We start from the raw sequence: 21714 nt of genomic DNA, 5'->3' as shown, positions 1-21714 counted from the left end.
CTGCCCGGACTCAAACTATCAATGGGTCGCACTGTATCTATCGTACCTTCAGCGGGTACAATAATAGATAGGAGGCGATTTCCGTGAAGCGGATTTTACTATTCATCATTTTCATAGTTGCACTTTATCTTGCAAAACCTTTATGGGAAGAGCCAGTTTCGAAATATATCGACCTTTCCTTCCTCAATCCGATTGATGAAAAGCTAGAAGCCATATGGGAGAAAGAACCGGTTGCTTCCGCAATGGATTCCATATTCAACACAGCCGATAAAATTTTCCTTTATATATCTTCGAAAACATCCGAAGTAGAACAGCTGATTCCCGACAAAGTCGCAAAGCCAAAATTGGATAAACCTGATCACTCTGTCATGTCCATTCATAATATCGAGCTCGGAGCGACTGAAAACCAGGTGAAAGCCGAACTTGGCGAGCCAAAAAGCCATTCATTGAATGAATACGGAACTGAATGGTTCACGTACCACGAGGATTACCAAAACTTCGTCATGATTTCATTCGACGAAAACTGGAAAGTGAATGCCATTTACACGAACGACGATCTTATTTCTTCGAAAGCGGGCATCCAGTACGGAACACCGAAAGCCGACGTCCGGAAAGCGTATGGCGAACCGTTGAAGGAGATCCGGAAAGGCCTGAACATTTATGTCCTTCAAGAGAATGAAGGGATGGACCTTTTTAAATCCGGGGATGTCTATATGTATGTGTTTTACGACATTCATCAAAACGATACGGTAACTGCCGTCCAGCTCATTACGACAGCACTCGAACAGCGGAAATCCGGAATGTATGCAGGCGGAGATGTGTCTTTGCGCAATGGGTTCGAACTGCAGCTTTACGATTTGACGAACGCCGCCCGTGTACGTCACGGTCGCTCCATTTTGCGATGGGATGATGCGATTGCCGAAACGGCTCGCAAACATAGCCTCGATATGGCAATCAATGATTATTTCAGCCATGATAATTTACAAGGGCTGTCGCCTTTCGACCGGATGAAAGAGGATCATATTAAATTCCGCAGAGCGGGTGAAAATTTAGCATACGGCCAATCGAGCAGTATTTTCGCTCATGAAGGTCTCATGAATTCAAAAGGGCATCGTGAAAATATTTTAATAAAAGATTATAGTCATCTCGGCATCGGTGTCGCTTTCAATGAAAAATCGCAGCCGTATTATACAGAGAATTTTTTCTTGCAATGACTCTTTCAGGACTATATCTGTCTGTTCCGGGGAATATAAGCGTGAGAGCAGAGAGATAAGGAGGAGTTCGAATGAAAGCTGTAACGTACCAAGGCGTGAAAGACATCCAAGTGAAGAACGTTGAAGCTCCGAAAATCGAGAAGCCAGACGATATTATTATCAAGGTGACGTCGACGGCCATTTGTGGATCCGACCTGCATATCTATTTAGGCGCACTACCTACGCATAAAGACTATGTTATCGGCCATGAACCGATGGGGATTGTCGTGGAAACCGGTCCGAATGTGACAAAAGTGAAAAAAGGCGATCGTGTCGTCATTCCGTTCAACGTTTCGTGCGGTCACTGTTTTTATTGCGAGCATGAGATGGAGAGCCAATGTGATAATTCCAACCCAAATCCTCATGTCGACACGGGCGGTTATTTAGGATTTACAGAACGCTACGGAGAGTATCCAGGTGGACAGGCAGAATATTTACGTGTTCCTTACGGCAATTTCGCGCCATTTGTCATCCTGAGTCTTGCGAACTGCCGGACGAGGCACTTCTGTTCATGTCCGATGTGCTGCCGACGGCGTATTGGAGCGTGGAACATGCAGGCGTGAAAAAAGGTGATACTGTTGCTGTTTTAGGATGCGGTCCTGTCGGCTTGATGGCGCAGAAATTCGCTTGGATGAAAGGTGCGAAACGCGTCATCGCCATCGACCATGTCCCTTATCGGCTAAACCACGCCGTTAAGATGAATAAAGTCGAAGCTTTCAATTTTGACGACTATGACAATATGGGCGCACATATTAAAGAACTCACCCACGGCGGCGTCGACATCGTCATCGATTGTGTCGGGATGGACGGAAAGAAGAATGTCGCGGAAAAGGTCGGACAAAAGCTGAAAATGCAAGGCGGGACATTGAGCGCCATTGAAATCGGCCACCAAGCTGTGCGCAAATTCGGTACAATCCAACTGACCGGCGTTTACGGATCGCTTTATAACATGTTTCCGCTCGGCAATATGTTTGAGCGTAATATTACATTGAAGATGGGGCAAGCTCCTGTCATCCATTACATGCCTACATTATTCGATAAGATTACTAAGGGCGAATTTGATCCAACTGAAATCATTTCGCATGTCGTACCGATCGAGGAAGCAGCCGCTGCTTATCATCATTTCTACGAGCATGAGGATGAATGCATTAAAGTGATATTAAAACCATAAACATGAAAACCGGTCCACGCAACAAGTGCGCGGTACCGGTTTTTCTATTTCTTCCCTGTAATTGCTGCGCAGGCGATTCGTGCACCAGAATCCCCTGCCGGATCTGTTTTGTAGTCATCCGCCTTTTCGTGAATGACGATTGCGCTTCCGTCCTTATCAAGAATGGAATTTGCTTGGCCTTTCTTCAATGTGATTTCAGCTGTCGTCAGCTTAATGGACACTTTCCCGTCGTCCGGGACTTCTATATTCGGCAAATCACCTAGATGGAAGCCTTTTGGATTATTGAAGCCATGTTCCTTCCCGGTCGGATTAAAGTGGGCACCAGCGGAAGTGAATTCGGGTGCTGTACAAACACCGGTTTCATGGATATGGATGCCATGTGTTCCCGGCGGTAAATTCTCTGCCTGCACATTGATGAGCACTCCTTCCGTCTCCTGAACCAATGTCACTTCACCGATTTCCTTCCCTTCCGTGTTCAATAAAGGCGCAATGATCGATTCCATCTGTTCCCCGCTGACAGGCACCTTTTGTTTGGCATTCCCGCATCCCGCGACTACGAGAATGATGCTAAGTAGTAAGACGACTAAGAGTTTGTACTTCACTAAAGTTCCTCCTCCACATTTATTCCTGCCAAGCATGCCCAACTGGTAAGGATTTAGTAGTGGAAATTTTTCCCGTCGACTTGTCATATACAAAAACCACTATCCATCCCCCTTTCTCGGATGAACAGCGGTTTCCTTTTACATTAATTGAACATCAATTTCTCAAGATCGAGCGGTGCGATATAAACGCCATCTTTATACACACGCATATTGCCACCTGAAATTTCGTCAATCAGCATCATATTTCCTTCAGGATCACGACCGAATTCAAGCTTGATGTCGTATAGCTCGAGCCCTTTCTCCGCAAGCTCCTCTTTCACGACGATTGAAATTTCCTTCGTCAACTTCTCTAAAACCATATATTCGTCTTCCGTCAAAATATCGAGCTGTGCCAAAGCATCCTTCGTGATCGGCGGGTCATTGCGGTCGTCATCTTTAATTGTCACTTCCACGAATGCATCCAAAGGTTGTCCTTCTTCGCAATATGCCCCATAACGACGCAAGAAACTTCCTACTGCGCGGAAACGGCAGATGACTTCAAGCCCTTTCCCAAATACGGTCGCCGGCTTCACTGTCATTGTCGCATTCTCGATATCCGCATCGATATAATGCGTCGGAATTCCTTTATCCGCCAACTTCTCAAAAAAGAATTTCGTCATGCGCAAGCCCGATTGCCCTGCACCTTCAATCGTCAATCCGACTGTATTCGCTCCCGGATCGAACACGCCGTCTTCCCCAGTCACGTCATCTTTGAATTTCAATAACACATTGCCATCTTCCAATTTATAAACGTCTTTCGTCTTCCCTTTATATACAAGTTCCATGACCACGTTTCCTTTCCATTCGAAAATGTAGTGAATCGAACCACGCAGAGTTCGATTTGCCGTATTTCTGCGTTTTCGCAGAAATTAAGGCACTCTTCAATCTCCCTCGCCGCGCTCAGTCTATCTTATATAGCAAATTTCTTTGTTCACTTATAGTATAAGGCACTTTCACTTGTATAAAAAGCCAAAACTTGACGGGGGTCAAGGTTTCATTTCGGAAAACGCCCTATGATGTAGTCAAGAAGAACAAAACAAACCATGGAGGTAGAGGAAAATGAAAAAAATCGTATTGAACTTGGAACCGCTGACTTGCCCGTCTTGCATCAAGAAGATTGAAGGCGCTTTGAAAAAATTGGACGGTGTGGAGGAAGCGAAAGTACTGTTCAACTCGGGAAAAGTAAGAGCCCAATTTGATGAAAGTAAAATCGCCGCGGATACAATCGCAAAAACAGTTTCCGGGCTCGGTTATCCGATCATTTCACAAAAAATCTCATGAAAGGAGTGAAGGACTATGAATGCAAAACGAACTTCCAAAATTACCGCCGTGACAGGCATGCTGCTCACGGCGGCGATTGGGCTCCATCTTGCAGGGTTTCACGAGTGGCGACAAGCAATGCTCATAATCGCAACGGTCTTGGCAGGCATGCCGATCGCTTTTAAAGCGTTCAAAGCATTGAAAATGAAGGCGTTTAGCATTGAACTATTAGTGACAATCGCTGTTATCGGTGCGTTATTCATCGGCGAATACGTCGAATCTGCGGCAGTGACCTTCCTGTTTTTATTCGGCGCCTATCTCGAAGCACGCACGCTTGAAAAAACACGTTCTTCACTGAGAGCGCTCGTCGACATGGCGCCACTCGAAGCGACAGTCATCCGCGGGGGCGAAACGATGACGATTTCAGTCGATGACGTTGAGGAAGACGACCGCGTCATCATCCGATCCGGTGAGAAAGTAGCGATCGACGGGCGGATTGTGACAGGGAATGCAACATTGAACGAAGCAGCGATCACTGGAGAATCCGTCCCCGCTGCGAAAGCTGTCGACGACCGTGTCTTCAGCGGAACAATCGTTGATAACGGGTTCATCGAAGTGATTGCGGAACGCGTCGGTGATGATACAACGTTCGCGCGCATCATCGAACTTGTGGAAGAAGCGCAAGAATCCCAATCGAAAACGGAAAAATTCCTCGACCGCTTCGCCAATATTTACACGCCCGCAATCGTCGTGCTTTCTGCCCTCGTCTATTTATTCACAAGAAACATTGAAATGACACTCACATTTCTCGTCATCGCTTGTCCTGGAGCGCTCGTCATCTCCGCACCCGTTTCAATCGTCGCAGGAATCGGCAACGGCGCACGTCACGGCGTCCTCATCAAAGGCGGCGACATTATGGAAAAGCTCGCGAAAATCGATACGGTCGTCTTTGACAAAACCGGCACACTAACACGCGGGAAGCCGGAAGTTACGGACATTCACGCAATCGGCATCGACAAAACGGACCTCCTTCGTCTCGTCGCGGAAGCAGAAATGATTTCTGAACACCACCTTGGCCAAACGATCGTCAAAGAAGCAAAGCGCCAAGGACTTGAGCTGAGCAATGAACCCGAAAACGCCGAAGTGATCAAAGGGAACGGCATCCGGGCCACTATCCAAGGGAAACGGCTTGCAATCGGCAACCGCAAATTGATGATCGCTGAAGGAGTAGCAATTGATAAAGAAATTGCCGATTACGCAATCGCTCGCGAAAAAGCCGGGAACACCGCTATCTTCGCAAGCATCAACGGCAAAATTGCTGGGGTTCTGTCAATCGCGGATCGGATTCGTCCTGAAGCGGCTGATGCAATCCGCGAACTACGGGCAAGCGGCGTCAAACAGATCATCATGCTGACAGGCGACAACCGCCATACTGCGGAACTTGTCGGTGCACAATTGGGATTGGATCAAGTGCATGCAGAACTATTGCCTGAGGATAAAGTTGCGATGATCCAACAATTGAAAGGCGCCGGACACCGCGTTGCCATGGCAGGCGACGGCATTAACGATGCTCCCGCAATCGCGACTGCGGATATCGGCCTTGCGATGGGCGAAGGCGGAACGGACATTTCAATGGAAACGGCTGACGTCGTTCTCATGGCGGACCGTCTCGACCGATTTTCACACGCGTATTCACTCGCGAAGGCGACCGTCCGCAATATGAAACAAAACACATTCTTCGCAGTTGGCACTGTCGCATTGCTACTTGCAGGCGTGATGCTCGGCAAAATATTCCTCGCTTCCGGCATGCTGATTCATGAATTGAGCGTCCTACTCGTTATTTTGAACGCCATCCGGTTAATACGCTATACTAAGAGAAAGTCGGTGAAACGACAACACTTCGGACGGGAACTAGTAGCGGAATAAGGAGTGAAAGAGGATGACAGACAACGGACATTGCGGACACGGTGATGGTTCGGTGGAGATGCAGAAAATGTGCATCTCCATCGTACCGATTTTCAACCATCTCAATCCTTCGGAAATGAGTGAAATCATCAAGCATACGAATTCGGTGAGCCATCCCCGCGGCCATACGATCTACCATGAGGGAGATACGTCGGACGGCTTGTACATCATTCATAAAGGCCGCGTGAAAATCTATCGCCTATCAGAGAGTGGCAAGGAGCAATTGGTACGGATCTTGGAACCCGGCGACTTCACGGGGGAACTTTCTTTATTCAACGAAACGGTGCATGATGCATACGCGGAAGCGATGGGGAAAGTGGAACTTTGCGTCATGAATCGTGAGGATTTCCAGACGTTTTTATTGAAATACCCCGCAATCTCACTCAAAGTTCTCGGCGAGTTCTCCAACCGACTCGCAAAAACAGAGAAGCAGGCAGCACGGATTGCCATGGAAACGACAGACACACGGATCGCCATGTACCTTGCCGATCTCGCTGAGGAACGGAATTCGAGCCGCATCAAACTGCCGATGACCCGGAAAGACTTGGCATCGCATATCGGAACTTCACCCGAAACAATCAGCCGGAAGCTCGCGGAATTCGAAGATGCGGGATGGATTCGGCAACATAGTCAGCGGGAGATTGAAATTGTGGATATGGATGCATTGTTGCTTGTTTGAGAAAGATTTGAGATCTTTTCTGAGATAAATGAGAACTCTTCTAGAAAGAACGAGAACTCTTTTTCCGGTTCATTCCACATTCCAATTTAAGGATTTTTCACTTGTCAGCATTCATGCAACGGGTGTATAATTGCTTGATGAAATGAATGCTCAGACTGAAAGCGAGTGAATGAGAATGGGCCGTAAATGGAATAACATTAAAGAAAAGAAGGCTTCGAAGGATGCGAATACAAGCCGTATTTACGCAAAGTTCGGCCGTGAATTATATGTAGCAGCAAAACAGGGTGACCCTGATCCAGAGACGAACCAAAATCTTAAAATGGTCATCGAGCGTGCAAAAACATACAACGTACCAAAAGCGATCATTGACCGCGCAATCGAGAAGGCAAAAGGCGGCGCAGAGGAAAACTATGACGAGCTTCGCTACGAAGGCTTCGGCCCGAACGGCTCGATGGTCATCGTCGACGCGCTTACAAATAACGTCAACCGCACCGCTTCCGAAGTGCGTGCAGCATTCGGGAAAAACGGCGGCAACATGGGCGTCAGCGGTTCCGTTGCGTATATGTTCGATGCAACTGCTGTTTTCGGCTTGGAAGGCAAAACTGCAGATGAAGTGTTGGAACTCTTAATGGAAGCAGACGTCGAAGTCCGCGATATTTTGGAAGAAGAAGACACTGTTATCGTCTATGCGGAACCGGACCAATTCCACGCCGTGCAGGAAGCGTTGAAAGATGCCGGCATCACGGAATTCTCCGTAGCCGAATTGACAATGCTCGCGCATAATGATGTCACGTTGGACGCTGACGCACAGGCGCTATTCGAAAAAATGATCGATGCGTTGGATGACTTGGAAGATGTTCAGCAAGTTTATCATAATGTTGATTTAGGAGAATAAATAATAAAACCACTTCGTTTTATTTAAGCGAGGTGGTTTTGTTTCGTTGATATATTTAAATACTCTTTTTCCAGTATTGAATAAAAATGTTGATCATGCCATTGGTTATTCCAAAACAATTCTTCTTGAAATGTCCCCTCTCTTCTCATGCCCAAGCTCTCCATTACTCTTATTGATTTAAGATTGTTACAATTACACATTCCAACTACTTTATGTGCTTGTAAGCTCTCGAATGCAAACTCTATTAAAAGTCTCGTTGCTTCATACCCAAAACCGTTTCTTTGGTAAGTAGGATGAATAGCAAAACCAATCTCCCAACTTTTTCTATGCTCAACATAACGCCAAATTTGGGCCAGTCCAATTGGTTTAACATCTCCATCTATAGTGCTTTTGACAACAAAATCAAAACTATGCTGAGAAGTCATCTTTTTTAGGTACGTTTCTCTAACGACTTTCATATCTGATTCAATAAATTCTTCAAATAACCAAATATCTTTATTGCATTCAAGTTCACAGATAAAATCCAAATCATCCGGAGTAAATCTTGAAAGAATTACATTTTTTCCATCAATCTTCAACTAATCACTTCCTTGTAACCAAAAATTCTCCATCAGTTTCCGCTGAAGTTATATTTAATTACTTCATCTCAGTACAATACCAAATTGCCCCCTTGTATATGACTCTCCTCTTTGAATGTTCATCTATACTTATGACAAAGGATTTCTACTCCATCTGACATTAAATCATTCATAGAAAGTCGCCGATCTTCCTTACTCCAATCCCTTCCCTCTTCAAAGCACCCGGTATCACCCTCGCAAACTCCACCGCCGTCTTCCCATCCCCATGAATGCAAATCGTATCTGCCTTCATTGTCACATCTGTCCCATTCGTTGCGCGGACTTTGCCTTCCTTCACCATCCGGACGATTTGACGGATGGCGGCTTCGGGGTCGGTAATCAATGCATTTGCTTCCCGTCGAGACGTCAACGATCCGTCCGCTTGATAAGTCCGATCTGCAAACACTTCATGCGCCACCTTCAAACCGATTCGCTCCCCCGCCATCACAAGCTCGCTGCCCGCAAGCCCGAAGAGGATTAGTTCCGGATCCACTTTATAGACAGCCTCCGCAATCGAATCCGATAAATCCCGGTTCACGGCGGCCATATTATAGAGCGCGCCATGTGGCTTCACATGCTGCAAACGCCCGCCTTCTGCCCTGACAAATCCATACAAAGCCCCTATTTGATAGACAACCAAATCGAACGCTTCCTCAGCTGAAATCGCCATCTCCCTCCGCCCGAATCCGACTACGTCGTGCAAACCCGGATGGACGCCGATGCCAACGTTTTTTTCAAACGCCATCCGCACTGTTCTCCGCATCGTCGACGGATCGCCCGCATGGAAGCCGCAAGCAATATTCGCTGACGTAATCGTCTCCAAAATCGCTGTGTCATTCCCCATTACATATGCGCCGAAGCTTTCGCCCATATCACAATTCAAGTCGACTACAAATGCCATTACACCCACTCCTAACTAAATCTATTCCGTATCGCTGCAAGCAAAACCTTCAAATTCATTTCCTGCTTCGTAAAAAGACGATGCGATTCCTCGATCGTCACTTCCTTGAATAAAAGCTGGTCCCCCGCCTTCGCCTGTGCAAGCTTTGTGAAATCAATCGAAGAAAGTTGCCCTATTTTCGGATAACCGCCCGTCGTCTGCCGATCCGCCGCCAAAATAATCGGGTTTCCATCCGCCGGTACTTGGATGGATCCATATGTAACTGCTTCCGAAATCATTTCCTCCGCCTCTTCCAGATGCAAAGCAGGACCATTGATTCGGTAGCCCATCCGATCAGACTGTGAACTGACGGTGAATGGTTCATTCCAAAAACGATGTCGGCTTGCTTCATCGAATAACGCATACTGCCTGCCGCGCATGACTCGTATTTCATAATGGTTTGATAGGGTAGGTAGAAACTTCTGAGCGATCTGCCAATCCGCTGCACGAAATGATGCATCAGAAGAAAGCCTCTTCTTCATTACCTCAGCCAACCCAGATGCCGACATAACTTGAACGACATCTCCCTTGATCAACGCCCTCCCATCCAACCCGCCAAGCCCCGCCTTCACGTACGTCGACCGGCTTCCAAGCACAATCGGCACATCAAGCCCTCCCGCAACTGCTAAGTACGCCCTGCACCCTTCCTTTGTTGCTCCGAACCGCAATTCGCTCCCCTTTCGAATGAACACCGGTCGCCACATCGGTACTGGCAAGCCTTCCATTGTTGGTGTTAAATCGCCGCCACAAATGGCGATCAATCCATCTTCCTTAAATAAAAGCCGAGGACCGACGAGTGTCATTTCAAGGGTTGCTTCCGTCTCCTCATTGCCGACTAGTAGATTCGCGATCCGATGAGCGTACGGATCCATGGCGCCGCCCGCTATGACACCGAATGTTTGGTACCCATGCCTTCCTAAATCTTGCACAGTGTCATGAAGACCCGGTTTACTAATCTCAATCAATCCGCGCCACCTCTCAAGCCTTCATACTCTTCACTCGTAATCTTGTAAAACTTTATTTTATTCCCCGCCGCCAATAGGCTTGGAGGATCCTCTGTCGGTAAGAAAAGCTCAAGCGGCGTCCTGCCGATCAGTTGCCAGCCCCCCGGCGTTTCGATTGGATAAACCCCAGTCTGCATTCCTGCTATTCCTACCGATCGGGCGGGAATCTTCAATCGCGGTGTCTTTCGTCTAGGAGCGGCAATCCGTTCCGACATGCCACCGATAAACGGGAAGCCTGGCGCAAAGCCAATCATATACACTGTATAATCGCCCGATGTATGGATTTCAATGACTTCATCCACTGTCAAACCATTTTGTTGCGCCACAAAATCCAGATCTGGGCCATATTCACCGCCATACACAACAGGAATATTGACGATCTTTTGCTGAACAGCTTTCGCTTCTTTCACATCTTTCAGCAACTCTCGAATTCGCTCGCAAACCGCTCCGTATGGACTGTCCTCTTTACTGAATTCCTGTAGTGCATAAATAAGCGTGACCGTCGTATAGGCAGGTATGTATTCAATCATCCAAGACGGTGATCCTGCTTCCAACCGAGAAACAATCGCTTTCACTTTTCGCTCGGATGATATATCAATCTTTTTGCCGACCTCGATGACAATGGCTTGATCTCCCAAAGGTGACAAAGTGAACTTCATTTCGCCGACACTTCCTTAAATTATGAATATACTTTATTCTACATGAACCACTTGTCCAGCTCCAGCGGCTAGATGCTCGGGTCATAAGTCGAGGTTGCTACGTGGCGTCATTGCTCCCAACGCTTCGCTTTTGCTCGCAAAAGCCGTTCTACGTGACGGCTTTGCCTGTGGCATCTGGATGAGCCGCTTCCGCATTTCGCGTTCTTCGCAACATGTTAATTCCACCATCGAATGTATGAACTAAACATCTCCAAACATATAATTAATAACGACTACACGTCATAGGTAAAACGCTTCAATTCCTAATTTTCTGTATTTTAACCTACCCACCTTATATAAGTTGAAGTACAATCGAATACAAAGGATGAAAGGATGTGAGCATTTTAATGAAACAGCACTGTTTTCTCAAAAGGGCCTTCCTAGCAACGATCGTTGCTTTGATCGCCTTATTTCCGGTAACACATGAAGGAACTCTTTCATCTGTCGCCGCATCCGGGGATACGACTCCCGTAGCATCCATTGATTCGACAACCTTAGACCAAAAGTTACAAGCAATACTGAAAGACTCGAAGCTCCAAGGGGGAATTACAGGGGTCAGTGTACGGAAAGCAGATACAGGTGAAGCAATCTTTTCACACTTTGGCGACATCCGCCTGCGCCCTGCTTCCAATATGAAATTGCTGACAGGTTCGACGGCACTGGACATATTGGGTCCTGACCATCAGTTCTCTACAGAAGTGCTGACGGACGGTGAAGTGAAGGGGAAAATGATACACGGCAATCTTTATCTGAAAGGGAAAGGCGACCCGACGTTGATGAAAAAGGATTTGGACCAATTCGCTAAGGACTTAAAGGCGAAAGGGATCAATAAGATCAATGGCAGCTTGATCGCTGACGACAGCTGGTATGATGATGTCCGCTATTCACAGGATTTGAACTGGTCGGATGAGCATAATTATGTCGGTGCACAAGTTTCTGCATTGACGCTGTCTCCGAACGAAGACTATGATGCGGGAACTGTCATTGTAGAAGTGAATGCTGGCAATAAAGCAGGAGAACACCCGAAAGTGACACTCACTCCGGAGACAGATTCTGTCGTAATCGTCAATAACGCAACAACTGTCGCGAAAGGGGAAAAGAAGAGCATTTCCATTGCACGTGAACATGGAACGAACCGGATCATCATCGAAGGGAAAATGCCGCTCGACGGCACGCGCTCCCAATCTTGGTCCGCTGTTTGGGACCCTTCCATGCTGGCACTTGATGTTTTCCAAAAATCGCTTAAAGCGGAAGGTATCCAGATTGTCGGTAATGGTGGAACGAAAACGGGTGTCACACCGAGCGGCGCAACTGTCCTTGCTTCAAAAAAATCGATGCCGCTGAAAGAGCTTTTCATTCCATTCATGAAGTTGAGCAACAACGGACATGCGGAAACATTGGTGAAGGAAATGGGGAAAGTGCAAAGTGGTGAAGGTAGCTGGGACGCGGGACTTGCGGTCATGAAGGAGAAGCTGAAGCAATTCGGCGTCAACACGGATACCGTTGTTCTACGTGACGGCTCCGGCATGTCCCATAAAAACCTCGTTTCAGCAGAGGAATTAACGAATTTACTCTATACTATTCAAGGGAAAAGCTGGTTCCCTGTATTCGAGGCGTCCCTGCCAATTGCAGGGAATCCTGAACGGATGGTCGGCGGTACGCTCCGGAACCGGATGGGTGATGGATTGACCGCTGGGAACGTTACCGCAAAAACTGGCTCCATTACAGGCGTCTCCACCCTTTCCGGTTATGTTACTGCGAAAGACGGCACGGAACTGATCTTCTCGGTCATGATTAACAATTATATTACCGGTCCTGTTACACCAATTGAAGATGCGATTGCGAAAGTGCTTGCGGAATATGAGTTTTAATGAAGATAAAAAGATGAAGGAAATTGCTCCTTCATCTTTTTTATTTTTCACGGAAGGATTTTTGTTTTGAGGTCTAGCTAACAGCCGGTTCGGACAAGTCAGACTCACCCGTACATTAAAAATCTGCCCAATAAACTTTGTATTGGAAGGATTTATAGAAGGCTATAGCGAAAGTATCCATAATCAATAATTCATCTCGAAAGTGGGGATCCCTATGGAAAAGATATCAAATGAACAATATCTACAAGCCACGGAATTTCTCAAATCAAAAGCACGTCCATTGGAAAAAGCATTATTCGCATTCGAATTTGAAAATGGCAGCCGCGAGCAGGTATTGGAGGAATTAACGCTTTATCAAAATGAAGATGGCGGTTTCGGAAATGGATTGGAACCTGATTTCAGATGCGAGGCTTCTTCAGCGTTGGCAACGACGATTGGGCTTCAGCATTTGATTCGCATTGGAGCAGACGAATCAGATGCGATGGTGCAACGCGCGATTCAATATGCACTTAATACATTTGACGAAGAGAAGATGGGATGGGAAATTGTCCCGAAGGAAGTGGAGACAGCGCCGCGTGCCATCTGGTGGAATTATGGCGGCGATTGGCCATGGGGAAATCCGAGCGCTGAAATGACAGGATTGCTTCATCATTACAAAGGACTTGTCCCCGAGGATTTTCTGGAAAAATTGACTGCACATGCAGTTGCGTATATCAACGAAGAGGCGACGAACGACTTTCATGAATTGCAATGCTTGGTGAAATTAATGAAGGAATTGCCTTCGGAAGAAGCCGAAAAGATTGCTGCCAGTGTGCGTGAGATTGCTCACCATAGCGTGACAACGGACCCGGTAAAATGGCATGACTATTGCCTGCTTCCCCTTCAAGTCGTATATGTCCCGACGTCTTTTCTATATGAGGACTTTCAGGAAATCATCCCTGCTAACATCCATCATCTTGCTTCCAATCAAGCGGAAGATGGCAGTTGGAAGCCGACATGGGCATGGGGTCGTTATGAAGATGTTTGGGAAATCGCGAAGCAGGAATGGAGCGGTGTGCTGACACTTGATAATTTGAGGGTGCTGAGGGAATTCGATGCATTTTCTTAAAAGGAGCATTTAAATATATGCTATTTGAAAAAATTGATACGGTCTTCATCCCCGTGAAAAATCTTGAAAAAGCCCGTAACTGGTATGTGGATGTGTTAGGTGGAAAACCCGGGTGGAAGGATGACAATGGAATCTATCAAGCAATAACTTTCGGAGACACATCTGTCACGCTGTTTATTAATCAACATGAACTTACTTTACAAAGGAAATATAGCCTTTTCAGCTTGTATACTGCATCCATTGAGAAAGCACATGAGCATCTTGCATCTTGCAGTGCTGAGGTAAGCGATATAATGGAAAATGGAGCGAAATATTTCATTACTAAAGATCCCGATGGCAACTGTGTAGAGGTCTGCTCCTATTAGCTTTTAGAAAGAACAGGTGACAATATGAATGAATACGTAAAAGCAACTTTGAATCAAATCTCGCTGGCATTGCGATCCATCACTGACATCATGGACAAAGTAGAGCCGAGCGATTTAGAAGTCCAGCCAACGGAAAACAAGTTTTCCATCGGGCAGCTGTTAGCCCATCTGTCATTGATTTGCAAGGCAGATCTGCTCATTTCAGATGAAGCAACCGAGGATCAGATGAGCACCTTTTATACCTCTAATCCCCTTCATACCTTAGCTGAAATGAAGGAAGCCCTGATGGCCAACTTTGCTTTATTGGAAAACCGCTATCTCAATTATACAGAGGATGAACTGGTGCAAACGACGACTTCGTACTGGGGTGTTTCCTATACGCGGTTTGAATGGCTGTTAGAAATCTCTTCCCACCTTTATCACCACCGCGGGCAGCTGCATGCCATGCTTGTGCATTGTGTCGGAAAAGATCCTGAAGTTGCGTTGTTTGAATAATAGCGGAAAGGTGATTAAATGATTTATGAAATGACGATACAAGTTCGTGTATCAGAATTTGCAAAAGGGCAACAATGGTATACAACCTTGCTCAAAAGAGAACCAGATTTTCTTCCACATGAAGGATTCGCTGAATGGGAGCTCCTACCTGGTTGTTGGCTACAAGTTGCAGACGGGGATCCTTCCATAAATTCCGGTCCGATTCGCTTAGGGGTGGTTGACATTGAAGAGGAGCGCACACGGATTCAAGAAGAATTAGGAGTGAAACACTTCGACCTTCATTCCAGGGAGGAGGTTCCTGTCAAATGGGGAACTTTCTCTGACCCTTGGGGGAATCAGCTTGGATTTTTTGAATATAATAGCGAAGACGAAAAGTATGAAAGAATCCGAGTCGTTTTAGGGAAATCACAATAACTTGCAATTTTTTTTCGTAATAAAAAGAAAGAAGAATGCTTGCGCAACACTATATACAAAGTTACGCAAGCATTCTTTATCCCTCAACTCATATTCATGGATAAACAAAACAATTTTTATTCTTCTCCTGCCTCGTGAAGAACTTGTGAATAAAGTGATTTGGAAAGGAAAATTCCCTCGTCAATCAATACATCCAAAAAAGGGTTCAAATGTTCAATCTTCCCCTTCCTTTTAGCAAGCAAAAGCATACCAACCGTGCCGATTGGACGAAGTAAAAGAGTCTTCGCTAAAGATCTAGCAGCACGCTCATCAAGTAGGACATTTTGTATTCCCGTTTCTTTCGCACTAACAATCACTTCTAATTCACCTTCATGCAACTTTCCATATAGCGTATCCACTAATTTATTGTTCTCTACTTGTATACTCCGGAAAGTGCCTATCTCGATTAAATGTTTCAATTCTTCACTGCCATATTGACGAGTTGACTTACCATGGACAATTTCTCGATAGACTGCTTCAGGAACATACACTTCATCAAACAGTTCAGCAATAAAATGTAATTTCCCAATGATGGATAGACTAATAACCGGGGTTGAATTAATGATGACCTTACTCATGAGACTCCTCTTCCAAAGACAACAACTCACTAATCGCGTGGAGGTCATCGTGAAAACTTTCTTCAGAGTACTCTAACCATGGAATTTTTTTTGATTTTAGAATGTCAATGAAGTCAGCCAAATTAGTTTCAGCTAGTTCAGCAGCCCGCGCCAATGTAACTTGTTTTTCAACATACATTCCAATCGCCAATGTAAGCTTAACCTTTGTTTGCATCCAAGTTTTTACCCTCGGCCTGATTGATAAAAGGTAAAAATGTTTTTGGCAAATTGACCTGAAAATTATCCATTGCCATCGCGATCACTTCCCCTCTGATTATTATTACCTGTTCGAACTTTTAGTTATTTCGTCTTTCAAAGCCCCAATATAGCCGATTTCACTTCCGGATTCGCTTTCAACACACCTCTTACCTGCACCGAAGCCAATGTCTGTTGTACAAGTTCCGCATCGACATCCTCGGCAATCACTAGCAATCCCGCAACTTTCACATCAATCTTCGTCCTTGAATCACGAAGTTTTTCTAACTCTTTTCGTCCATATCGCACTACCCCTACGATATACGATTTCCTAATTACGATGTCCTTGACTTCATCAGCATGTGTTTCCAATTGACTGCGAATTGCAGTCCTGATGAAATCTGTCCTATTGGAATAAAACCCTTGTTCAACTAATAGATCGACTTTCCCCAAATCGACGACGTTCATATTGATCGTGATTTTTTCCGATTCCACCACTTTTACCATCCCCTTCCTTTAATATGTATATTATATCATTAAAACCATCCATGCGGAAGGTGTACGGATGACTATATCCAAATTCGTCTCAAACTAAAAAACAGAGGATGAAGACTCAATTCGTCTTCATCCCCATCATAACTCCACATCATCACTCATTTCAAACACATCAAATACATTTTCCTGAATGATGAGCGACATGATTTTGCCCTTTTTCTCATAGTAATGAACATGGCCAACCCGTTTGTCTTCAAGCTCGGTCCATCCCCATCTTTGGATCTCCTCCAAATAATCTGCTGGCGGAGTGCCCTCTTCATCCCCGATGCCCTTTAACTTATACTTCGCCGACTTCGCTATTTCCGTCGTGCAGTCTTCCGGCTTCAGCTCATAGGCATTTTTCGGAACAGGAAACCCTTCATTGATGACCGACATCCGGTAGCCGTCCTCTTCCGTATACTCATACACACAACCCGTCATCATTACAGCGGTAGACAGAAGCACTGCAATCAACAATCGCCTCACTACAGCAACCCCCTCACGGAAACTTCATACCTTCAGCGTAATGGGAAAATGACTGTTTGTCTCCCGACAGAATTGTGACATCGAAAAGCGGAAGCGGCTTGCCCAGATGCGACAGGCATAAGGCAAAGATGCGAAGTGGCGCCCTTTGCCGCGCAGCAGCTTTGACTTATGACCCGAGCATCAAGCCGCTGGAGCTGGACAAAATTCACTCTTAAAACCTCATCAGTTTCAATAAACCATTCACAGCATCCACCTGCGCCTCTCCACCAAGCGGGAATGTAAACATCGGCTGCGTATGGCCGAAATCCACGTCGTATAAAACCGGAATTTCCTTCAATAATGGATGTTTATCGAGAATGAACAGCAATTGTTCTTCTGTCATTTTCGATGCTCGTTGAAATCTGCCAATGACGAGAGCCTTTATGGACTGCGCATTTTGCAATAAAGAGGTTACATCTCTCGCAAACGTTTCAGGGATCGTCATTTCATCATCTTCGATAAAAAGAATCGCATTCCCGACACTTGGCATGTACTTTGTTCCTTGCAGCAAATTCAATGTGCATAAATTGCCGCCCCATAGCTCGCCGCTCGCTGTCCCCTCGTTATACATCTTCCAAACCGTCTTCTCAAAGACCCGGTTTTCCTGATCCAAATACCAAGCATCATCACTCCATTGTTCAGATGGCTTCAACTCAAATGGCTCCTCTTGCATGAGACATTGTTTAAAGAAATGGGTTTGGTATTCCTGCGCCTTTTTCATTTGAAAACTTGAGAAATGAGGTCCTGAGTATGTAACAAAACCACATTGCGTCGATATTGCTGTTCCGATAGCTGTAATATCGCTGTATCCGCAGAAAATTTTCGGATTTTCTTTTAGTAATTCGTAGTCAATGTAAGGGAGAAGCTCATTTGAATTGAACCCGCCAATAACCGTCAATATGCCTTTTACATGTTTATCAGCAAACGCTTCATGCAAATCCTCCACCCTTTGCTGAATAGAAGTGGAGTTTTGAAGATCTTTCTCAAAGACATGTTTGCCGAATGAAACGACAAACCCCAAGTTCTCCAACTGTTCCTTAGCAATTTGAACGCCTTCCTCGGATAGAATGCTTGCACTTCGACTCGGTGCAATGATCCTTATCTCATCTCCCCGTTCTAACTTCTCTGGTATTCTCATCATAATTCCTTCTTTCATTTTCTAAATTTGCAACCTAAGTCGAATCATATCCCTACACTGAATGCCGTTCTCCATGATGATTTCGTCGTAATGCTCTACGAAGAAGTCTTTGATCACACTTGAAATGCGAAAACCGCATTTCTGATAGAGCGCAAGCTGACCTATACTTGAATTGCCCGTTCCAATTTCAATATGCGCATAGCCGTTGCTTTTCGCGACCTCAATTGCCTGGTGCAGCAATTTCTTCCCTAGCCCCTGCCCTTGCCGATCTTCGCGAACTGCGATGTTTTTAATCTCAATGGTATTTTTGGATAATGCCACTACTACAAAAACGCCAATGCTTTCCCTGTTCTCCTCGGCAACATAACATTCGCCTTCCGCTATATACGCTTCTACAAGAGCACGAGAAGGATCTGCGAGCAGGAGCAATTCATATGGCGGAATCTCTCCATACTGCAATTTTCGTATTTTCATTCAAGCCACCCCATTAATTTTTCGTAGAGCAAAGGTCCCGTTTTGGTGATAAAACTCGAGATTCAATAGATAACTTTCTTTATTCGATAGATAACTCCGGATATTCAATAGATAACTTCCTGTATTCAATAGATAGTTATCATTATTCAATAGATAACCCATTCACATGTAGCGCCGCATCCATAATCGCATCAAAGCCTTTCTGCCATCCCTTATGGTAGAGGGCTGCCTCTTCCGGTCGAATCAGTATCCGCTCTGATGATTCAAAACCCGCTTCAAACGGCAGGAGTTCCTTAATATCCATACGATAAAACACTTGATAGCCCACTTTTGGATAGGGGCTTGTTTCATTCCATAACGGATTTTCTTCGTGGTTCACTTCAATGGCGCCCAAAAGCGTACACTTGCCAGTCACATAAGCTTCCTCCGTAACTTCGCGACAGATACAAGCTTCCGCCGTTTCGCCATCCTCGATATGCCCCCCTGGAAAATCCCAACCTCGATCATTCAAATTAACCATGAGCAGCTTCTCCTCATGAAAACAAAATGCGTGAACGCTTGTGATGAATTCTCGCTCTGGTATTAGACCATGCATCCACGTGAGCTTCAATTGATGTCCGCCCCAATCCACATACGTAACCGTCATTGCCGCCCCCTCATTTCCCAGCAGTATATCCTTCAAATAATCTCCCGCCAAATGGCGCTAACACTTCGTCTGTTATTTTGATGATACCATCACGATTGCCGGTCTTATAAAACGCATCAAATGCCATCACAAATCGATCTGCAAAATCCTCGTCGTATTGTTTCAGTGCCCGAATAATCCATTTGGAGGCACCGATCCACTGTCCGTTCGTTCGAAGCACAAATTCATGGATCGCTTCGGCAAGTGTATTGGCGATGAAGAGCGCTTCTGCCTCATTTTGCGTTCCTATTAAATCGCCAAGCGCGTCTGTCAGCATATACCGCTTTACCATCAAAGTCTGTTCCGACCATGGTGCCGGCCCTTCATTCAACAGCTCTGCGGCTTCATTTTTAATGAGTGATAGAATTCCGGTATCCACTAAAACAATTCCTTCCGCAACCATTTTCGGTAATGAGGGACGTGCCCTTTCAACATCGGAGCGGAAATAGGTCTTATAGGAAGTCAAAGAATGTACAAATACTTCAATCGGCCAGTTGTATTCAATGCGGGATTCGCGATAGGCTCCGTCAATTTGATTGTCAAAAATAACAATATCCAGATCAGATGTAAGAGTTTCTTCTCCCCTAACAACGCTTCCTGCAAGAATCGCTGCCTGGCAGTGAGGGAAGTATTCGTCGACAAATCGTTTTGCTGCAAATAGTGCTTTCATTCTTTTCATCCTTCTCATCCCTAGTTCCTCCAACTATTTTTAAATTTACATTCGTTCCATCAATTTCTTTGCAATCCGCATGGGCCGGACATCCAACGAGTCGAGTGCAGCAATCTGTATCCAAATCGGTTCATATAATCCATGACTACGAATTTCGTCGTATTCCTCACCTTGTCCTGTTCCAAATTCCCCGCCAACTATTTTCGCTATGAAATAGTGTTGCTCGCCATTGAACTCAACAATTCCAAGACATTCTATTACTTCAATCTGCACACCTAACTCCTCGAATGCTTCCCGAATTGTTGCATGTTCAGGGGTTTCACCGTCTTCAATACCGCCGCCCGGGAACACATAATATTCCTCTCCCTCACGACACCTCTTAATGACCGCTACTTTATCGTCCTCGATAACAACGGCAGAACCTCGATTTCTCGGATGCACTACTTCACTCCCTGACATATTCAATCAGCCAGCAATCCCGGAACTCCCCTTCATGCCATTCATGCTTCGGCAACAACTTCACTTTCTTGAAACCGCACTTCTCATAACAGCGGATCGCCCTCTCATTCCATGTTTGCGGATCCATGACAATGCGTTCTGCTTTTTTGTCAGTCAATAAATACGCAACGATCATTTCGACAAGTTGCGTACCGATTCCTTTATTCCAAAAGACAGGTTCGCCAATGAACTGGTCCATCCCGTAGAGGATTTCCGATGAATCTGAATAGCCATAAATCTGCCTTTCCTCTTCCCCGACCGGATAGAACTGCACATACCCAATCGGCACCTCGTTGTACAAAATGAGGCATCTTGTTTCACCGTCCGCTTCCCCGTAAAAATCCTTTTCGACTTGCGCCAAATCCAACGGACGATCTCGCCCCTCATAAAACTGGAGAACCTCAGGATCGGACAACCATTTTACTAACAAGGACTTATCCGCATCAACCAGTTCCCGTATCGTTAACCGTTCATTTTGAATGAACATCCCACTTCCCCCTACTCACTCGTGCAGATTTAAATTATTTCAATTAATAGACTTTGAAAACTCTATTTGTTATAATGTCAATATAGAATGGATATAGTAAAAAGGACCGCAACGATGTTGTAGCATCATTGCGGAACTTCAATAGACATGGTTTCCATTTGGGGATCAGCGTCACGTCAGGAAATAATCCACCCGAGTCCGCTAAAAACTCAAGGGTGGATTATTTCTTTTGTGACAATACTAGTGCAATCACTGCTACGATTAGTGTAGAAAAACTAATCATGACGATTATTGCTTCGACTGTAGTCACTTTACAGCACCCCCTTCCATCTATAATAGACTGGAATGTTGTTACAACTATGGGATGCTGACCGCCCTTGAAAACTATGCTTATTATTCTCACATTATACCATGCGCTCATTCACACTTACCAGACAATTCACACGTTCAAAACACGACAAAAAACAGCACCGTTT

27 protein-coding genes and 1 pseudogene are annotated in these 21714 nt (G+C 45.5%); 11 read left to right on the top strand and 17 right to left on the bottom strand.

The annotated features are described in order from the left end of the window. Window positions 1-83: 83 nt before the first annotated feature. Both AWV70_RS07410 and AWV70_RS07405 read left to right on the top strand, forming a co-directional pair. A complete protein-coding gene (locus AWV70_RS07410) occupies window positions 84-1214 on the top strand; it encodes a CAP-associated domain-containing protein (protein WP_060205692.1) in 1131 nt (376 codons plus the stop codon). A gap of 71 nt (window positions 1215-1285) precedes the next feature. Continuing rightward, window positions 1286-2424, top strand: a pseudogene (locus AWV70_RS07405) (zinc-dependent alcohol dehydrogenase). 44 nt (window positions 2425-2468) lie between these two features. On the opposite strand, the gene AWV70_RS07400 reads toward AWV70_RS07405, so the two are convergent. Both AWV70_RS07400 and AWV70_RS07395 read right to left on the bottom strand, forming a co-directional pair. After that, window positions 2469-3026 (bottom strand): superoxide dismutase family protein, encoded by a 558-nt coding sequence (locus AWV70_RS07400; RefSeq protein ID WP_235588571.1) that lies wholly within the window; start codon window positions 3024-3026, stop codon window positions 2469-2471. 143 nt (window positions 3027-3169) lie between these two features. Next, complete coding sequence (locus tag AWV70_RS07395) at window positions 3170-3850, bottom strand: phosphoribosylaminoimidazolesuccinocarboxamide synthase (RefSeq protein WP_060205690.1); 681 nt, start codon at window positions 3848-3850, stop codon at window positions 3170-3172. Between the two features lie 274 nt (window positions 3851-4124). On the opposite strand from AWV70_RS07395, the gene AWV70_RS07390 reads away from it, so the two are divergent. From AWV70_RS07390 to AWV70_RS07375, 4 genes are all read left to right on the top strand, one after another. Then, window positions 4125-4346: a heavy-metal-associated domain-containing protein gene (locus AWV70_RS07390; RefSeq protein WP_060205688.1), complete on the top strand. Its 222-nt coding sequence runs from the start codon at window positions 4125-4127 to the stop codon at window positions 4344-4346. Between the two features lie 15 nt (window positions 4347-4361). Next, complete coding sequence (locus AWV70_RS07385; RefSeq protein WP_060205685.1) at window positions 4362-6251, top strand: heavy metal translocating P-type ATPase; 1890 nt, start codon at window positions 4362-4364, stop codon at window positions 6249-6251. Between the two features lie 13 nt (window positions 6252-6264). Further along, window positions 6265-6969: a Crp/Fnr family transcriptional regulator gene (locus AWV70_RS07380; RefSeq protein ID WP_060205682.1), complete on the top strand. Its 705-nt coding sequence runs from the start codon at window positions 6265-6267 to the stop codon at window positions 6967-6969. A gap of 175 nt (window positions 6970-7144) precedes the next feature. Beyond that, a complete protein-coding gene (locus tag AWV70_RS07375) occupies window positions 7145-7864 on the top strand; it encodes a YebC/PmpR family DNA-binding transcriptional regulator (RefSeq protein ID WP_060205679.1) in 720 nt (239 codons plus the stop codon). Window positions 7865-7887: 23 nt separating this feature from the next. Here AWV70_RS07375 and AWV70_RS07370 read toward each other — a convergent pair whose 3' ends face one another. The 4 genes from AWV70_RS07370 to pxpB form a co-directional block, all read right to left on the bottom strand. Next, complete coding sequence (locus AWV70_RS07370) at window positions 7888-8442, bottom strand: GNAT family N-acetyltransferase (protein WP_060205678.1); 555 nt, start codon at window positions 8440-8442, stop codon at window positions 7888-7890. Between the two features lie 169 nt (window positions 8443-8611). Next, window positions 8612-9382: a LamB/YcsF family protein gene (locus AWV70_RS07365; RefSeq protein WP_060205676.1), complete on the bottom strand. Its 771-nt coding sequence runs from the start codon at window positions 9380-9382 to the stop codon at window positions 8612-8614. 11 nt (window positions 9383-9393) lie between these two features. After that, a complete protein-coding gene (locus AWV70_RS07360) occupies window positions 9394-10386 on the bottom strand; it encodes a biotin-dependent carboxyltransferase family protein (RefSeq protein ID WP_060205674.1) in 993 nt (330 codons plus the stop codon). Further along, window positions 10383-11084, bottom strand: a complete 702-nt coding sequence (gene pxpB, locus AWV70_RS07355) for a 5-oxoprolinase subunit PxpB (protein WP_060205672.1) — start codon at window positions 11082-11084, stop codon at window positions 10383-10385. The genes AWV70_RS07360 and pxpB overlap by 4 nt, the downstream gene beginning before the upstream one ends. A 386-nt stretch (window positions 11085-11470) precedes the next feature. Here pxpB and dacB point away from each other — a divergent pair, with 386 nt between their 5' ends. The 5 genes from dacB to AWV70_RS07330 all read left to right on the top strand — a co-directional run bounded on the left by dacB (window position 11471) and on the right by AWV70_RS07330 (window position 15376). Then, a complete protein-coding gene (gene dacB / locus AWV70_RS07350; RefSeq protein WP_060205919.1) occupies window positions 11471-12994 on the top strand; it encodes a D-alanyl-D-alanine carboxypeptidase/D-alanyl-D-alanine endopeptidase in 1524 nt (507 codons plus the stop codon). Between the two features lie 214 nt (window positions 12995-13208). Further along, window positions 13209-14102, top strand: coding sequence for a hypothetical protein (locus tag AWV70_RS07345; RefSeq protein ID WP_060205670.1), 894 nt, complete (start codon window positions 13209-13211; stop codon window positions 14100-14102). 17 nt (window positions 14103-14119) lie between these two features. Next, window positions 14120-14467: a VOC family protein gene (locus tag AWV70_RS07340; protein WP_060205668.1), complete on the top strand. Its 348-nt coding sequence runs from the start codon at window positions 14120-14122 to the stop codon at window positions 14465-14467. Between the two features lie 24 nt (window positions 14468-14491). After that, entirely contained in the window at window positions 14492-14962 is a 471-nt protein-coding gene (locus AWV70_RS07335) for a DinB family protein (RefSeq protein WP_060205666.1), read from the top strand. Between the two features lie 18 nt (window positions 14963-14980). Beyond that, entirely contained in the window at window positions 14981-15376 is a 396-nt protein-coding gene (locus AWV70_RS07330; protein WP_060205664.1) for a VOC family protein, read from the top strand. 116 nt (window positions 15377-15492) lie between these two features. Here AWV70_RS07330 and AWV70_RS07325 read toward each other — a convergent pair whose 3' ends face one another. The 11 genes from AWV70_RS07325 to AWV70_RS25290 form a co-directional block, all read right to left on the bottom strand. Then, entirely contained in the window at window positions 15493-15993 is a 501-nt protein-coding gene (locus AWV70_RS07325; protein ID WP_060205662.1) for a DUF3368 domain-containing protein, read from the bottom strand. Further along, complete coding sequence (locus AWV70_RS07320) at window positions 15986-16207, bottom strand: UPF0175 family protein (RefSeq protein ID WP_235588570.1); 222 nt, start codon at window positions 16205-16207, stop codon at window positions 15986-15988. Before AWV70_RS07320 ends, AWV70_RS07325 begins: the two co-directional genes overlap by 8 nt. Before the next feature lie 137 nt (window positions 16208-16344). After that, window positions 16345-16725 carry a CopG family transcriptional regulator gene (locus AWV70_RS07315; protein ID WP_201024332.1) on the bottom strand — a complete coding sequence of 127 codons (381 nt, stop codon included), beginning with the start codon at window positions 16723-16725 and terminating at the stop codon, window positions 16345-16347. Between the two features lie 135 nt (window positions 16726-16860). Next, on the bottom strand, window positions 16861-17247 hold the full coding sequence (locus AWV70_RS07310) for a hypothetical protein (protein ID WP_060205658.1): 387 nt from the start codon (window positions 17245-17247) through the stop codon (window positions 16861-16863). A gap of 211 nt (window positions 17248-17458) precedes the next feature. Beyond that, on the bottom strand, window positions 17459-18424 hold the full coding sequence (locus AWV70_RS07305) for a S66 family peptidase (RefSeq protein ID WP_060205656.1): 966 nt from the start codon (window positions 18422-18424) through the stop codon (window positions 17459-17461). Window positions 18425-18445: 21 nt separating this feature from the next. Continuing rightward, window positions 18446-18898, bottom strand: a complete 453-nt coding sequence (locus tag AWV70_RS07300) for a GNAT family N-acetyltransferase (protein ID WP_060205654.1) — start codon at window positions 18896-18898, stop codon at window positions 18446-18448. 142 nt (window positions 18899-19040) lie between these two features. Next, window positions 19041-19544, bottom strand: a complete 504-nt coding sequence (locus AWV70_RS07295; protein WP_060205651.1) for an NUDIX hydrolase — start codon at window positions 19542-19544, stop codon at window positions 19041-19043. Window positions 19545-19554: 10 nt separating this feature from the next. Beyond that, window positions 19555-20271, bottom strand: coding sequence for a nucleotidyltransferase domain-containing protein (locus AWV70_RS07290; RefSeq protein WP_082713511.1), 717 nt, complete (start codon window positions 20269-20271; stop codon window positions 19555-19557). A 27-nt stretch (window positions 20272-20298) separates the two neighbouring features. Beyond that, the gene (locus AWV70_RS07285; RefSeq protein WP_235588569.1) at window positions 20299-20694 is read right to left on the bottom strand and encodes an NUDIX hydrolase; all 396 of its coding nucleotides are present in this window, start codon (window positions 20692-20694) and stop codon (window positions 20299-20301) included. Between the two features lie 4 nt (window positions 20695-20698). Continuing rightward, window positions 20699-21238 (bottom strand): GNAT family N-acetyltransferase, encoded by a 540-nt coding sequence (locus AWV70_RS07280; RefSeq protein WP_060205647.1) that lies wholly within the window; start codon window positions 21236-21238, stop codon window positions 20699-20701. Window positions 21239-21458: 220 nt separating this feature from the next. Continuing rightward, window positions 21459-21659, bottom strand: coding sequence for a putative holin-like toxin (locus tag AWV70_RS25290; protein ID WP_414714824.1), 201 nt, complete (start codon window positions 21657-21659; stop codon window positions 21459-21461). Window positions 21660-21714: the final 55 nt, after the last annotated feature.

Source organism: Sporosarcina koreensis, assembly GCF_001531445.1.
GTDB lineage: Bacteria > Bacillota > Bacilli > Bacillales_A > Planococcaceae > Sporosarcina > Sporosarcina koreensis_C.
The sequence above is the reverse complement of the archived record's forward strand: the minus strand, read 5'-3'. Positions and strand labels throughout refer to the sequence as shown.

What these genes read in the sequence shown, in the direction of transcription:
- AWV70_RS07300 (WP_060205654.1), bottom strand. Translation starts at nt 18,898, where the DNA reads ATGAAAATACGAAAATTGCAGTATGGAGAGATTCCGCCATATGAATTG.
- AWV70_RS07295 (WP_060205651.1), bottom strand. Translation starts at nt 19,544, where the DNA reads ATGACGGTTACGTATGTGGATTGGGGCGGACATCAATTGAAGCTCACG.
- AWV70_RS07385 (WP_060205685.1), top strand. Translation starts at nt 4,362, where the DNA reads ATGAATGCAAAACGAACTTCCAAAATTACCGCCGTGACAGGCATGCTG.
- AWV70_RS07325 (WP_060205662.1), bottom strand. Translation starts at nt 15,993, where the DNA reads ATGAGTAAGGTCATCATTAATTCAACCCCGGTTATTAGTCTATCCATC.
- AWV70_RS25290 (WP_414714824.1), bottom strand. Translation starts at nt 21,659, where the DNA reads ATGAGCGCATGGTATAATGTGAGAATAATAAGCATAGTTTTCAAGGGC.
- AWV70_RS07395 (WP_060205690.1), bottom strand. Translation starts at nt 3,850, where the DNA reads ATGGAACTTGTATATAAAGGGAAGACGAAAGACGTTTATAAATTGGAA.
- AWV70_RS07380 (WP_060205682.1), top strand. Translation starts at nt 6,265, where the DNA reads ATGACAGACAACGGACATTGCGGACACGGTGATGGTTCGGTGGAGATG.
- AWV70_RS07340 (WP_060205668.1), top strand. Translation starts at nt 14,120, where the DNA reads ATGCTATTTGAAAAAATTGATACGGTCTTCATCCCCGTGAAAAATCTT.
- AWV70_RS07280 (WP_060205647.1), bottom strand. Translation starts at nt 21,238, where the DNA reads ATGTTCATTCAAAATGAACGGTTAACGATACGGGAACTGGTTGATGCG.
- AWV70_RS07305 (WP_060205656.1), bottom strand. Translation starts at nt 18,424, where the DNA reads ATGAGAATACCAGAGAAGTTAGAACGGGGAGATGAGATAAGGATCATT.
- AWV70_RS07375 (WP_060205679.1), top strand. Translation starts at nt 7,145, where the DNA reads ATGGGCCGTAAATGGAATAACATTAAAGAAAAGAAGGCTTCGAAGGAT.
- AWV70_RS07330 (WP_060205664.1), top strand. Translation starts at nt 14,981, where the DNA reads ATGATTTATGAAATGACGATACAAGTTCGTGTATCAGAATTTGCAAAA.
- AWV70_RS07365 (WP_060205676.1), bottom strand. Translation starts at nt 9,382, where the DNA reads ATGGCATTTGTAGTCGACTTGAATTGTGATATGGGCGAAAGCTTCGGC.
- AWV70_RS07290 (WP_082713511.1), bottom strand. Translation starts at nt 20,271, where the DNA reads ATGAGAAGGATGAAAAGAATGAAAGCACTATTTGCAGCAAAACGATTT.
- dacB (WP_060205919.1), top strand. Translation starts at nt 11,471, where the DNA reads ATGAAACAGCACTGTTTTCTCAAAAGGGCCTTCCTAGCAACGATCGTT.
- AWV70_RS07320 (WP_235588570.1), bottom strand. Translation starts at nt 16,207, where the DNA reads ATGCAAACAAAGGTTAAGCTTACATTGGCGATTGGAATGTATGTTGAA.
- pxpB (WP_060205672.1), bottom strand. Translation starts at nt 11,084, where the DNA reads ATGAAGTTCACTTTGTCACCTTTGGGAGATCAAGCCATTGTCATCGAG.
- AWV70_RS07335 (WP_060205666.1), top strand. Translation starts at nt 14,492, where the DNA reads ATGAATGAATACGTAAAAGCAACTTTGAATCAAATCTCGCTGGCATTG.
- AWV70_RS07390 (WP_060205688.1), top strand. Translation starts at nt 4,125, where the DNA reads ATGAAAAAAATCGTATTGAACTTGGAACCGCTGACTTGCCCGTCTTGC.
- AWV70_RS07345 (WP_060205670.1), top strand. Translation starts at nt 13,209, where the DNA reads ATGGAAAAGATATCAAATGAACAATATCTACAAGCCACGGAATTTCTC.